This is a genomic window from Kineococcus xinjiangensis (assembly GCF_002934625.1).
Taxonomy (GTDB): Bacteria; Actinomycetota; Actinomycetes; order Actinomycetales; family Kineococcaceae; genus Kineococcus_A; species Kineococcus_A xinjiangensis.
In genome coordinates this window covers 89,988-103,216 of the sequence record NZ_PTJD01000014.1, presented here as the reverse complement: position 1 = coordinate 103,216, position 13,229 = coordinate 89,988, and the positions used below count along the sequence as shown (strand labels likewise).

Below are 13,229 nucleotides of genomic sequence, written 5' to 3'. Positions count from 1 at the left end.
CGGAGGAGGTGCCGCCCTCAGGCGCGCGGCGGCACCCGCAGCGGCTCCGGCAGCAGGTCGCCGTGGCGGCGCACGAGCTCGTCGCACAGCGCCCCGACGGCCTCCGCGTCGAGGCTGGCGGCGGTGTTGGGATCCACCGCGGCGGCGTGCCGGACGGCCCACGGGTCGCCGGTGACGGCGGCGCGCACAGTGTGGGCCACCACCTCCAGGTAGGCGCGGTTGAGGGCGGCGCACTGCTCGGGCAGGCGGCCGACCCGGTGCGGGTGCACCCCGGCGGCGTCCACCGTGCAGGGCACCTCCACCACGGCGCCGGCGGGCAGGCCGGGCACGAGGCCGTCGTTGACGACGTTGCCGACGATCTCCTCCGGCACCCCGGAGACGACCGCCTGGACCACCAGCGGGGCGTACTCGGTGCCCGGCGGGTTCACCCACCCCAGCTCGCCCCCGCACGCCACGGCGCTGCTGAGGGCCTCGTGGCGGCGCTGGTTGTCCTCGCTGGTCCGCAGGTGGGCGCCGGGCCGCAGGCGCAGCCGCTCCACCTCGGCGTCGGAGTGCAGGTACCAGCCGACGTACTCCGCGGAGTGCTCGCTGGTCTCCGTGGGGAAGTGGCCCAGCCGCCGGTACATGTCGACGCGGACGCGGCGCAGCTGCTCCGGGTCCGCCTCGATCCGGCGGTCCAGCTCCGGGAAGAGGTCCTGCCCGTCGCGCTCCCAGCGCAGCAGCCACGCCTGGTGGTTGACGCCCGCCGAGGAGTACGTCACCTCCGCCACGTCCACCCCCACGAGCGAGCACAGCCCCGCGACGGTCCAGTGCACCGAGTGGCACAGCCCGAGCACCCGCAGGCGGGGGGCGACGGCGGCGAGGTAGCCGACGTTCATCGCCATCGGGTTGGTGTAGTTCAGCAGCAGCGGGTCGTCGGCGACCTCGGCCAGGTCCGCGGCCACCCCCGCCAGGAAGGGCGCGGTCCGCAGGGCCCGGAAGATCCCGCCCACCCCGAGGGTGTCGCCGATCGTCTGGCGCAGCCCGTGGCGGGCAGGCACCTCGAGGTCGGTGCGGGTGGCGGCCAGGCCACCGACCTGCACCGTGTTGACCACGAACTGCGCCCCCGCGAGGGCCGCCCTGCGCTCGGCGTGGCCGCTGACGCGCACCCGGCCCGCGGCGCCGTGCTCCGCGGCGACCCGGCGGGTCAGGGCCACGGCCGTGGCGAGGCGGAGCGGGTCGACGTCGTGCAGCCGCAGGTCCAGCCGGTCGAGGCGGGGCAGCCGCACGAGGTCCGCGACGACCTGGTGGGTGAAGACGACGCTGCCCGCGCCCAGGACCGCCACCGCCGTGGCAGGACCGCTCACCGCGCGCCGCCCGGTGCGGGACGTCTCGGTGCGGGACGTCTCAATGCAGCGTCGCCAGGGTGCGGTCGGGCTGGCGCACCAGCCGGGCCACCGGCCACGCGGCTGCGGCGGTGGCCGCGCACGCCGCGGCGGCGAGGGAGGGCAGGGGCAGGCTCCCCGTCGCGCCCAGGAGGACCGCGGCGGCCCCGGCCAGCGCGGCCAGCGTCACCGCGGCCGCCGCGCCGACCCGGGAGAAGCCCTCCAGCAGGGCGGTGAGGAACCCCACGACGCCGAAGCAGCCGAGGCCCAGCAGCAGCAGCGCGAGGCTGCCGCCGGTGGCGGCGCTCTCCCGCAGCAGCGGGTAGGCCGCGACGGAGAGCAGCGCGGTGAGGAGCAGCAGGCGGGCGAAGGCCCCCAGCACGATCCCCCCGAACACCCGCCGGTTGCGCCGGCTGGTCCGCTCCTCCAGGCGCGTGGAGGCCAGCGCCTCGACGAGCACCGTCCAGATCCGGTTCATGTGCTGACCGGCCCACAGGTTGCCCAGCATCGCCGGCACGAGCGCGAGCACCGGGAAGGCGGCCTCGCCGGACCAGACGATCGAGGGGTCCGCCACGATCAGGACGGCGCTCGCCCCGCCGATGGCGCCCGCCGCCAGCGAGCGCCGCCACGGGGTGGGGGTGCCGTGCGAGAGCGGCGAGGTGAGCAGCGCCGCGGCCACCGCGGCCTGGGTGAGGGCGACCACGAGCAGGACGTCGACCACCACCGGCACCCCGAAGGCGGGCGCGGCGGTCGCCGCGACCAGCATCAGCGCGTACGGCAGGCCCCAGCCGCGCACCACGACGAGCAGCCCCCCGACCCAGGTGATGACGAGGGCCACGGGCAGCAGCAGCTGCGGGGCGACGACGAGGCCCGCGGTGGCGAGGAGGCAGACGACGCCCACGGGGCGGGTGACGCGCACGTCGGCCCGCAGCCGCCCCATGCCCTCCGGGTCCGTCAGGTAGCGGCGGCGGATCAGCCACTGCAGCCCCAGGCTCAGCGGGAGCGCGATCTTCCAGGCCCGCTCGGTGGCGTCGGTGCCGAGGGCGGCGGCGAGCGGCGCCACCCAGGCCGTGGTGGCCAGCAGGGTCGCGACGAGCCCCAGCACCTCCAGCACCGGAACCCTCGACGGCTGCTCGGTAGCGGTGGGGAACCGGCCCGGCGGGGTGGGCCGCCACCGCGTGGAGGCCTGGTGCGCCAGCGGCAGCGCGGTCCGCGAGACGAGCCCGCCCCACGCCTCCAGCACCACGGTGGCCTCGAGGGCGTCCTGGGGCTTGCGCCCGAGTCCCGCACGGACGCGCGCCGCGGCCTGCCCGGGGGTGATCCTCACCGTGCACCTCTCCTCGTCGCGGACGCGAGCCGCGCCCGGGTGAGCGAGGCGCGTTCCGCCGCCCGCCCCCGGGCCTGCTCCCGTGCCGTGGCGGGGATCGCCGCTCCGACCGCCCCCTCCGCCCGTCCCCACGGTGCCGCCTCCTGCGGCTGCGGCCGGGCCAGGGCGTGCAGGACGACCCGGTAGCCGTCGAGGCAGCGCTCCTGGCCGAAGAGGCGGACCACCCGCTCGTGACCGCGGCGGCCGAGGGACTCGGCGAAGTCCGGCGCCACGAGCAGCGCCGTGACCGCGTCGGCCAGGCCGTGCACGTCGCCCGGCGGCGCCGTCATCCCCGCGCCGCGCATCCCGTCGAGGACGCCGCCGACCAGGGTCGTCACCACCGGCCGCGCCTGGGACAGGGCCTCCAGCACCGACATGGGGAAACCCTCGGAGATGCTCGTCATCAGGACCACGTCCGCGTCGCGCATCACCCCGGTCGGGTCCTTGGTGGGGCCCATGAACCGGAACGAGTCCCCCAGCCCGAGCTCCGCGTGCAGAGCGTGACAGGTCCTCGCGTAGTCCTCCTGCCCGCGCGGCACCGGCCCGTAGTGCAGGAACGTCACGTCCGGCACCCGCCGGCGCACGGCGTGGGCGACCCGCAGCATCGTGTGCACGTCCTTCAGGGGGTCGAGGCGGCCGACGCTCACCACGGTGCGGCTGCGCCGCGCCGGCTGCGGCAGGCCCGGGGAGGGCACCCCGTTGGGGATGGTGACGATGCGGTCGGGAGACACCCCGAGGGCCTCCTCCCACGGCGCGTTCGCGTCCGCCACCGGGCAGACCACGTCGGCCACGGCGTACGTCAGCCGGGTCAGCCCGCGCGCCAGGCGGGTGTTCACCCAGCGCGCGGCGGCCGGTGCACCGGTGGAGCGGACCGCGGCCAGGTAGCTCTCGCGCACGTAGATCCCGTGCTCCGACAGCACGACCGGGCGTCCCAGCAGCGCCTTGTCGACCGCCGCGGGAATCCCCGACCAGGCCGCGGCGGTGACGAGGGAGACGTCCCCGGAGGGCGTGGGCTCCGCCGCCGTGCGCGCAACCCACGCCAGCGTCTGGAACAGCTCGATCGCCCGGTTGAGGTCCAGCTGCGGCGGGGTCCCCGCCTCCTCGTGGTCCTCCGCCAGCACCGACGTGAGCGCGGCGAGGTAGTGGTCCCAGGTCTCCTCGCGCCGGAACATCGGGAGGACCCGGTCCGGGTTCTCCCGGCACCACACCAGGGCGGGGACGAGGTCGAGGGGGTCGCAGTCCCAGCCGAACAGGCCCGTGACCAGTTCCGCGGCCAGGGTGGTGCGCCGCACCGAGCGCCGCCCGCGCCCGGGGCGGCGGGGCGGGTGGCCGGAGCCCCACAGGTGCAGGTGCCCCGCCAGCCGGGCGTTCGGGGGCAGGTCGAACTGCGGCTCGTCGACGACGCCGGCGGTGAGGGCGAACACCTGCCAGTCGATGTCGGGCAGGCCGCCCAGCAGCAGGTCGCACCAGGTGCTCACCCCGCCCATGACGAACGGGTAGGTGCCCTCGGTCAGCAGGACGACGCGAGGGCGGGGCCCGGCGGTGCGGCGCGACGGCGCGGGGACGCTCACGCCGCGGCCCCCACGGGCAGGCCGATGCGCAGCAGTTCCCCGGCGGGGACGGGCTGCCACCCCGACACCGCTCCCGCGTAGTCCTCGCCGAAGCGGTGGCCGCCGCCGGGGCCGAGCACCTCGCTGCCGGCCGGTGCAGTCAGGGGGACCTCCAGGTGGACGCCGGTGCGCAGGTGCAGCACGCCGCCGTGCAGGACCGCCTCGACGACGCCGTCCGCCAGCGCCGCGTTCCACCGCCGGCGCCGGCGCAGTTCCTCCGCCACCGCGTCCATCGACGGGCTGCGCAGCGGCGTGGAGTCGCCGAGCAGGCGCGCGCACCCCTGGAGCACCCGCTCCACGAGGGCGAGGGCGAGGCGGTCGCCGGTGAGGTTGGACTGGTGGGCGAACGTGGGGGAGGGGTCGTTGCCCAGCACGTGGCGCAGCACGATCGCGGTCTCCGCGGCGAGGAACTCCTCCGGGGTGCCCGCGGTGACGCCCTCACCCGCGTACTGCCGGTTGTAGTCGGCGAGCTGCTCCGGCCAGGAGCTGACGTGGGTGTAGACGTTCGTGGGGTGGCGCGGCACGGTCGTCGCGGGTCCGAGCGCGGGCCCCGGCGAGGGGTGCGAGGCGTCCGCGGCGATGACGGAGATCCCGGCCGCGCGCAGGGCGGTGGGCAGGTTCGGGTTGTCCAGGCCGGAGTGGGCGCCCGTCACGAGGACGTGCGGGCTGACGTCGATCCCTGCGGCGCGGGCCCACTCGCGGTTGCGGACGATCTCCTCGGTGAGCAGCGCGGCGTCGACCCAGCGCAGCCCGCCGGTCGCGCCGGGGTCGGCGACGAGGCCGAGGTGCCGGTGGCTCCAGGTGTGGTTGATCCAGCGGAAGGCGCCGCGGTGGTGCAGGAGGACCTCCGTGAGCGGGTCGCCGTCGCCGGCGCCCGTGCCGTTGTAGGCGAGGTCGAGCACGAACCCGTGCCGCTCCTGCCAGGCCAGCACCGCCTCGACGTCCGCGGGGCTCATCCGCACCGTGGGCGCGCTGCCGTCCTCGGGGAACTCCCCGTCGCGGGCGAGGGTGTTGGCGAGGAACACGTCGTCGATGTGGCAGGCGAAGGAGTAGCGCGTCAGGCCCAGGTGGCAGCCGCGCGTCACCCAGGCGAGGAGGCCGGGGGCCAGCAGCAGCCCGTGCAGCATCCACTGGTCGTGGTCGAGGAGGACGAGGAGGTCCTCCAGGCCGTCCCGCTCGACGACGCCGAGGAGCGGGTTCCCCTCGGCCGTCTCCACGTAGGTGGTGAACAGGGCGGGGTCCTCGACCCGGGTGAGGTAGCCGAAACCGCCCGCGCCGATGGTGAACTCCCCGCGCAGGTACCCGAAGGCGGCCCGCCCGGCTGCGGTGACGCGCGCGGTCAGGCCCTCCGTGTCCGTCCCCACCGGTTCGGCGAGGCCCGCGACGGCGCGGGGGAACTCGTAGGCCGCGAGCAGCCGCACCCCGAACCGGCGGCGGTAGGCGGCCAGGGCCGGGAGGCTGTCCCAGAACGTGGAGGTGTCCGTGCCCGCGACCACCGCCTGGTAGCGGCCGTGCCGGACGTCCGCGGCGTGCACCAGGTCGGCGTCGGTGAGGGGCGTCTCCGGCGTGGGGCGGCGGAGGTCGTAGGGGGTGCCGGTGCGGCGCAACGCCTCCTCCCACCCCGTGGTGGTGGAGTCGCCCTCGGGCCCCGCGAGGAGCAGGACCCGCAGGTCGACCCGCAGGTGCGGCGAGTGCGCGGGGTGGCCGGCTCCCGTCGGCCACGTCGTCATGACCGCGAGGCCTCCGCCGCCACGGAGCTGCCGAGCCGTTCCCGTTCCTGCCCCGCGCCACGGCCGGTGCGGCGCTCGGTGACGCGGCGGTCGATCTCCGCCAGGGGGACGTCCTGGGCGAGCTGGCGCTGCATCTGGCTCGCCGCGACGACGAGGCTGTCGAGGACGTCGAGGACGGCCCTGCGGGTCACCTCGGCCTGCGCCAGGACGTGGTGCGCCTCGTCCCGGGCCTCGAGGGCGTCGGTGGCCCCGGCGGGCTCCTCCACGGCGGCGCGCAACTGCTCGGTGATCGAGCTGAGGCTGTGCGGGCGCTGCCGTTCCAGCCGCAGCCGCATGTTCTCCTGCGTCAGCCGCTCGATCTCGTGGCGGAGGTCCGCTTCCGCGCTGGAGCCCCCGGTGGGCCGGCCCCACCACCGCCTCGTCCCCATGGTTTCCTCCCCGGACTCGGTTCCTCGCACGTCGCAACGCTCTCGTCGCCCACCGTAGTGGGTGACCTCTCAACCGAACGAGGCTCCCGGGCAGATCTCGCCCCGTTGCAGCAGCCCCGACGGGTGCCCGCCGCCAGGGGGGTGATGGTCACACCGGGTGGCTCACCGGATCGGCGGAGCGGGTGCGGCCGTTCGGGGTGGGCGGGCTCGGTGGGCGCCCGGACGGCCACCGCCGCGGTCACTCGCCGTCACCGGTGGAGGGGTAGACCGTCCGTGTGGACTATCGGCCGAACGGTCCTCCGGTTGCGGAGAGTTTTCTAACCTCTCGGGGGAACGATCGGACGAGGGTGGGAGCAGCGAGGATGGCGAAGGCCCAGGAGTGCCACGGGTTCGGTTCCCGGCTGCGGCGGCTCATCGCGGGAACGGCAGTGGCCGCGGTGCCCCTGGTGGGCCTGGTCGAGCCGGCGCAGGCCGCAGGTCTCCGGGTGGAGCTGCGAGTGCTGGTGGTGACGGCGGGAGACCCGTCGTCGCAGGCGATCGCGACGGAACTGGCGCGCGAGGGCGTGCCCCACACCGTCGTGGACCTGGCGGCCGCCGGCCGCGCGGTCATCGACCGGGAGTTCCTGGTGGACGCCGCCTCCGGCGCGGCGCGGTTCCAGGCGGTGGTCCTCCCCAACGCCAACCCGTGGGGGATGAGCCCGGCGGAGCTGACGGAACTGGCCGCGTTCGAGCGCCGGTTCGGGATCCGGCAGGTGAACGCCTACGTGTACCCGGGGACGGGGACGGGTGCGACGGCGACGTACGCGGGTTCGCTGGACGGCGCGGCGGGGACGGTGACGGCCGCGGCGCGGGCGTCGGGGTTCTCCGCGCTGAGCGGTCCGCTGCCCATCGACGACTTCGACCCGGCGGTCAGCGAGGTCTACGGCTACCTGGCGCAGCCGGCGGCCGACCTGCCCGCCGGTGAGGTGGTGACCCCGCTCATCACGGCCACTGCGACGGAGGGGTCCGGGGCGATCGCCTGGTCCTACGCGCACGACGGCCGCGAGGAACTGATGATCTCCGCGGCGTACAACCCGTCGATGCAGTGGTACAACACGATCGCGCACGGCGTGGTGTCGTGGATGACGCGGGGCATCCACCTCGGCCACCACCGCTCCTACTTCGACGTGCAGGTCGACGACGTGTTCCTGCCCGACTCCCGCTGGAGCGTGGACGGCAACTGCACCCCTGGCGACGACTGCGTCGACCCGGCGGTGTCCACCCCCGACATCCGCATGAACGCCGCCGACGTGCAGCGCCTCGTGGGCTGGCAGCGCGCCAACGGCTTCAAGCTGGACATGGTGTTCAACGCCGGCGGCAGCGTCGCGGCGAAGGAGGCCGGCGGTGGGACCGACCCGCTGACCGACGCGCTCCTGGCGGCGAAGGCGGAGTTCCCGTGGGTCAACCACACGTACTCCCACCCCTTCATGGGCTGCATCCAGATCGCCCCGACGGTCGTGGGGCAGTCCTGGCGCTGCGCCACCGGCCCGGAAGAAGGCCCGCGCCAGGACCCGGGCATCCCCTCGCAGGAGAGTGGCGGCACCTACTGGGCCTCGCAGGAGTTCCTGCAGCAGCAGGTGCAGGCCAACATCGACTGGGCCCGGGCGAACGCGCTGCCCAACTTCGACGCCACCGAACTGGTCACGGGTGAGCACTCCGGGCTTCGGACGGACCCGCAGCAGCCGGTCGACAACCCCTTCCTCGCCCCCGCGCTGGACGCGACCGGGATCAGGCACATCGCCTCCGACGCCTCGCGCGAGGACGTTCGCCGCGCGGTCGGCGCGGCGCGGACGGTGCCGCGCTACCCGATGAACGTGTACTACAACACGGCGACGTACCTCGAGCAGATCGACGAGTACAACTGGTACTACACCTCCCGCGCGAACGGGGGCAGCGGGATCTGCGAGGTCGACGTGCGCAGCACCTGCATCTCGCCGCTGCCCGCGGCCACCGACGCGCAGGCGCAGGCCAGCTTCGAGGGCTACCTGAAGCCGGTGGAGGTCCGCAACGCGCTGCAGAAGGTCCTGGCCAACGACCCCCGCTCCTTCTACGCCCACCAGTCCAACCTCGCCGAGGACGGCCTGCTCTACCCGGTGGTCGAGGGAGTCCTCGGCGCCTACCGCACCACGCACACCGGCGACGCGCCCCTGGTCCAGATCCCGCTGCGGATCCAGAGCGACCTGATCCTCAAGCACTCCGAGTGGCGCAAGAACGCCCCGCGGGTCTCCGCCTACCTCGACGACACCGGCGTGCACATCAGCGGCCCCGCCGACGTCTACGCGCCGCTCACCGTCCCCGGTGGGACGCCGGTGCACGGTGTGAACCTGCGCGGGTACGGCGGGAAGCTGTCCGGCTGGTTCCGGGTCCCCACGGCCGACACCGTCGTGGCGACGCCCACCGCCTTCCGCGGCGGCTACGTCAGCGCGGACTCCACCGTCACCGTCCCCGGTGCGGCGACCTCCGTCGCGGCCAGGGCGGGCAACGCCTCCGCGACGCTGACGTGGACGGCGCCGGTGAGCACGGGCGGTTCCCCGATCAGGGAGTACCGCATCCGCCGCTACGACGGCACGTCGGCCACGGTGCAGGCGACGGCGACGGTCCCGGCGACGGCGGTGAGCTTCACCGCCACGGGGCTGACGAACGGCCGCGCGTACACCTTCGACGTGGTCGCGGTGAACGCGGTGGGCGCCGGGGAGGCCTCGGTCCGTTCCAACGCCGTCACCCCGGCCACCACCCCGGGGGCGCCCGTCATCGGCACCGCCCACTCCGGCGTGTGGGGCGGCAGCATCGTCGCCACCGCGACCTGGAGCGCGCCGGCGACGAACGGCGGGTCCCCCGTGACCGGCTACCGGGTCACTGCCTACCGGATCGGCTGGTACGGCGAGGTGCTGCAGACGGTCGTGCACCCGAACCTCGTGCCGGCGTCGAGCACCAGCCTGACGATGCCCCTGCCGCAGGTGGGCACCTACCGGTTCCGCGTGCAGGCCGTGAACGCCGTGGGCACCAGCCCCTACTCGGGCTGGTCGAACGCCGTCACCGGCTGGTGACCGGCTGACGGCGGAGGGGGCGGGCCCGACCGGGCCCGCCCCCTCCGCGCTCCCCGGTGTCCCCTGCGCCGGATCAGCTCCCCGGGCAGACGTGGCGGTAGGCGTCCAGGTCGTAGCGCTTCAGCATCGAGGAGAAACCGGGCACGGGCACCGCCGCGCAGAACTCCTCGGGGCTCATCTCGTACTCCACGTGCAGGACGGCCTTCCCCGCCCGAACGAAGGGCTCGTAGGCGCCGCACTCCTCGTACTGCAGGCACTGCTCGTTGACGGCGAAGTCGAAGTCCGGCTCCAGCTCCGCGATCTGGTCGACGTCGTTCTTCAGCCCCACGGACATCCCCCGCTCGTGCGCGGCCCGCGCGATCCAGCGGTTGAACCTCAGCTGGTCCTCGGCGGTCAGCGGGAAACCGCTGGCGTTGCTGTAGGCGTCGACGTTGTCCGGCTCGACCGCGTCGAAGCCCTTCTCCCGGCACACGTCGAGGCGGCGCAGCAGGGGCGGGCCGATGAGGTCCAGGCGCCGGACGTCCAGCCAGCGCTCGTCGGGCCAGTCGGCCAGCGGCCGGCCCTGCACCTCGGCGGGGAAGTCCCCGGCGTCGTCGCGGTACTCCTCGACCGTGCCGACGCTGACGTAGCAGATGACCCGCCGCCCGTCGCGGTGCAGGCGGTCCACGACGTCGCGGGGAACCTGCCAGTCGACGTCGTAGACGGGCACGTCGACGGTCAGGTCGAGGTCGCCGGAGAGCTGCCACTGCCAGGCGACACCGGGCCGCGGCTTCCACCGTGCCCGCCCCACCCGCGTCCCCCGGGGCAGGGCCGTCTCGATCCCCTCCGTCACGGTCCCTCCCGACTGCTCCGTCGCTGACGCCTCCGGCACGGACTCCTCCGGCACCGGCCCCTCCGTCACCGACTCCTGCGGCACGCCCTCGCCGCCGGCGCCGGTGCACGACGCGCACGCCAGCGCCAGGGCCAGCAGCGCCGCCATCCGGAACCGGCGCCCGCCGGGAACGACTGCCACAGCGCCTCCTCCTGCCCGGGTCCCGCCGCGTCGGCGGACCCCCAGCCACGGTAAGCCCTGCACCCGGCGGAGGCTGGGCCACGACGGCGGCGCCCGCCCGTCTGGCCGCCGCCGGGGGAGGACCGCACCATGGGACGCGGGAGCGGGACGGGTGGGAGGGAACGGGCGGATGTCGCAGCGCAAGCCGGCCGGCAGGTCGTTCGAGAGCTGGACCGAGCGGCTGATCCGGGAGGCGCAGGAGCGCGGCGAGTTCGACGCCCTGCCCGGCGCGGGCAAGCCGATCCCCGGCCTCGACCAGCCCTTCACCCCCGAGGACTGGGCGGCCGGCCTGGCGCGCCGGGAGGGCCTGGACCTGGCGGCGATGCTGCCGCCGCACCTGGCGTTCCGGCGGGAGCGGGCCGCGCTGCGCGCCGCCGTGCCCGGCTACCCCTCCGCGGCGGACGTGCGGGAGGCCGTCGAGGACTTCAACGCCCGCCTGCTCCGGGAGTACCGACGGCCGCAGCTCGGGACGCCGCTGGCGGTCGCGCTGCTCGACGTCGACGAGGCCCTCGCCGCCTGGAGCGAGGCGAACCCACCGCCACCGCCACCGCCGGCGCCGGAACCCGCCCCGCCGCGCAGCCGCTGGTGGCAGCGGCTGCGCGAGCGCGCGCTGCGCCGCGGCCGCTGAGCCGTCAGCCCCCCAGCAGCCAGCCGACGACTCCGCGCAGCAGGCGCAGGTGCTCCGCGGAGTCGTAGGAGCGCTCGTCGTGGCCCAGCGCGTCGTAGGCGGTGCGGGTGCCGTCGGCGTCGCGCACCCACACCAGCGGGTGGCGGCGCCCCTCGTGCTCGTGCCCGGCGACGGCCGTGACGTCCGGCTGCACCCGCAGGTGGGTGTAGCGCTCGTCGAGGAGCACGAAGTCGGCGAGGCCCGCCGTGACGGGGTGGGGGCCGAGGACCTGCACGGCGGCCGGTCCGTGCTCGGGGTGCATGGACACGTCGCGGACCCACCGGCCGCCCAGGCGCTCCTCCCAGGCGTCGAAGCCCTCGAAGCTCGTGGCGCTGGAGTGGACGCCGAGGAGGGGGCGGGACCCGGCGAGGTAGGCGGCGAACCCGTCCGCCGCCGCGCCGGGCAGGGGCGCGGGGCCGCCGTCGCGGGGCTGGCCCACGTTCACCACCAGCAGGTCCGGTGGCGCCACGGCCAGGCCGGCGAGGGCGTCGTCGACGTCGTCGCGGACGTCGACGCGCAGGCCGCAGCCGGTGAGCAGCGCGGCCAGCCGGACGGTCGTGGCGGCGAACGGGTGCCAGGGGTCGGCGTAGCGGCCACCGCCGGACAGCAGCAGCGCCCGGGGGCCGTCCGTGGTCACGGGGTCGGTCATCGCGTCCTCCTCCTGTCCGGGGCGGTCCCCGGGGTCGTGCGGGGGTTCGTGCGGGGGTTCGTCCGCGGCGGCGGGGGCGGGTCGGGCTCCCGCCCCGGCGGGCTGCTGGACTCCCGCACCACGAGGGCGGGGTTCACCCGCACCCGGTGCACCGGGCGCCGGTCCCCCTCCTGCAGCCGCGCCAGGAGCAGTTCCACCGCGGTGCGGCCCACGTGCTCCTTCGGCGGCCGCACCGCGGACAGCGCCGGCTGCGACAGGTGCGCCACCTCGTCGTCGTAGGCAACGACCGCGAGGTCCTCCGGCACCCGCACGCCCTGGTCCAGGCACGTCTGGGCGAGGGCGAGCGCCTCCGGGTCGGCGTGCACGAGCAGCGCCGTCGTGCCCGAGCGGCGGCAGTGCTCCAGCACACGGGTGAGCACCTCCTCGCGGTGGGCGCCCACCGCGTCGAGCTCGATGACGTGCGGATCGTCCGCGGGCAGCCCCAGCTCGCGCACGGTGCGCTGCCAGCCGGTGAGGACGTGCGCGGAGGTCGGGCTGTGCCGGGCCAGCAGCAACCCGATGCGCCGGTGGCCGCCGGCGTGCAGGTGGCGCACGGCGAGCCCGGCACCGAACGGGTGGTCGGTGCTGACCCACTCCAGGTTCTGGGCGGGCAGGTCCCGGGGCGCGCGCCGCTCGGCGAGGACGACGGGGATGGGCAGGGTGTCCAGCCACCGCAGCAGCGCCCGGCCGCGCTCGTCGCCGGTCTCCGGCGCCGCGACCAGGCCGTGGACCTCCGTGGAGCCCAGCAGCCGCTCGATCTGGCGCCGGTCGTCGTCCGCGTCGTAGGAGGAGCCGCGCAGGACGAGGCGGGCCTGCGCGAGGGTGGCCGCCGCCCGGGCCCCGCTCACCACGTGCGGCCAGTAGTAGTCCAGCGAGGGGACGACCATCCCGAGGGTGTAGCGGCTCGGGAAGCGGGTGCGGGCGGGCGCCGGGGCGGCGTCGAGGGGCCCGCTGAGGGTGGCGCCGCCGTGCACACGGGTGAGCAGGCCCTGCTCCGCCATCGCGTTGATGTCGCGGCGCACCGTGAGCTCGCTGACGCCGAGGACGGGGGCGATGTCGCGGATGTGGACCGAGCCGTTGCGGCGCAGCTCGTCCATCAGCCGCTCCCGCCGCTGCAGGGAGAACATCGACGGCCGCTGCAGGTCGTCGGCCACGTGCGCCCCTCCTCCGTCGATCGACAATGAACAGTCCTGATCGAATCTGATCGAACTGATTGACCTTGTGCTGCCCCGAGTATTT

The 13,229-nt window shown here is 75.5% G+C and carries 10 protein-coding genes; 2 read left to right on the top strand and 8 right to left on the bottom strand.

Annotated features, from left to right (window positions below; all coding sequences use genetic code 11):
* Positions 1-17: 17 nt before the first annotated feature.
* The 5 genes from CLV92_RS17130 to CLV92_RS17110 are packed head-to-tail and all read right to left on the bottom strand — an operon-like array spanning position 18 to position 6,498.
* Positions 18-1,346, bottom strand: a complete 1,329-nt coding sequence (locus CLV92_RS17130) for a family 4 glycosyl hydrolase (protein WP_104434732.1) — start codon at positions 1,344-1,346, stop codon at positions 18-20.
* Positions 1,347-1,386: 40 nt separating this feature from the next.
* Positions 1,387-2,691, bottom strand: a complete 1,305-nt coding sequence (locus CLV92_RS22960; RefSeq protein WP_104434730.1) for a hypothetical protein — start codon at positions 2,689-2,691, stop codon at positions 1,387-1,389.
* Positions 2,688-4,301 carry a GT4 family glycosyltransferase PelF gene (gene pelF, locus CLV92_RS17120; protein ID WP_104434728.1) on the bottom strand — a complete coding sequence of 538 codons (1,614 nt, stop codon included), beginning with the start codon at positions 4,299-4,301 and terminating at the stop codon, positions 2,688-2,690. The genes CLV92_RS22960 and pelF overlap by 4 nt, the downstream gene beginning before the upstream one ends.
* Positions 4,298-6,070, bottom strand: a complete 1,773-nt coding sequence (locus CLV92_RS17115; RefSeq protein ID WP_104434726.1) for a hypothetical protein — start codon at positions 6,068-6,070, stop codon at positions 4,298-4,300. Before CLV92_RS17115 ends, pelF begins: the two co-directional genes overlap by 4 nt.
* Entirely contained in the window at positions 6,067-6,498 is a 432-nt protein-coding gene (locus CLV92_RS17110) for a hypothetical protein (protein ID WP_104434724.1), read from the bottom strand. Before CLV92_RS17110 ends, CLV92_RS17115 begins: the two co-directional genes overlap by 4 nt.
* A 362-nt stretch (positions 6,499-6,860) precedes the next feature.
* On the opposite strand from CLV92_RS17110, the gene CLV92_RS22955 reads away from it, so the two are divergent.
* Positions 6,861-9,584 (top strand): fibronectin type III domain-containing protein, encoded by a 2,724-nt coding sequence (locus tag CLV92_RS22955; protein WP_104434722.1) that lies wholly within the window; start codon positions 6,861-6,863, stop codon positions 9,582-9,584.
* A gap of 73 nt (positions 9,585-9,657) precedes the next feature.
* Here the strand turns inward: CLV92_RS22955 and CLV92_RS17100 are convergent, their stop codons facing one another.
* A complete protein-coding gene (locus tag CLV92_RS17100; protein WP_211291226.1) occupies positions 9,658-10,596 on the bottom strand; it encodes an endo alpha-1,4 polygalactosaminidase in 939 nt (312 codons plus the stop codon).
* 169 nt (positions 10,597-10,765) lie between these two features.
* Here CLV92_RS17100 and CLV92_RS17095 point away from each other — a divergent pair, with 169 nt between their 5' ends.
* Positions 10,766-11,263 carry a DnaJ family domain-containing protein gene (locus tag CLV92_RS17095; protein ID WP_104434720.1) on the top strand — a complete coding sequence of 166 codons (498 nt, stop codon included), beginning with the start codon at positions 10,766-10,768 and terminating at the stop codon, positions 11,261-11,263.
* 4 nt (positions 11,264-11,267) lie between these two features.
* Here CLV92_RS17095 and CLV92_RS17090 read toward each other — a convergent pair whose 3' ends face one another.
* Together CLV92_RS17090 and CLV92_RS17085 are read right to left on the bottom strand one after the other, a co-directional pair.
* Positions 11,268-11,951 carry a ThuA domain-containing protein gene (locus CLV92_RS17090; RefSeq protein ID WP_104434718.1) on the bottom strand — a complete coding sequence of 228 codons (684 nt, stop codon included), beginning with the start codon at positions 11,949-11,951 and terminating at the stop codon, positions 11,268-11,270.
* Complete coding sequence (locus CLV92_RS17085) at positions 11,948-13,144, bottom strand: substrate-binding domain-containing protein (RefSeq protein ID WP_211291225.1); 1,197 nt, start codon at positions 13,142-13,144, stop codon at positions 11,948-11,950. Before CLV92_RS17085 ends, CLV92_RS17090 begins: the two co-directional genes overlap by 4 nt.
* Positions 13,145-13,229 lie beyond the last annotated feature (85 nt).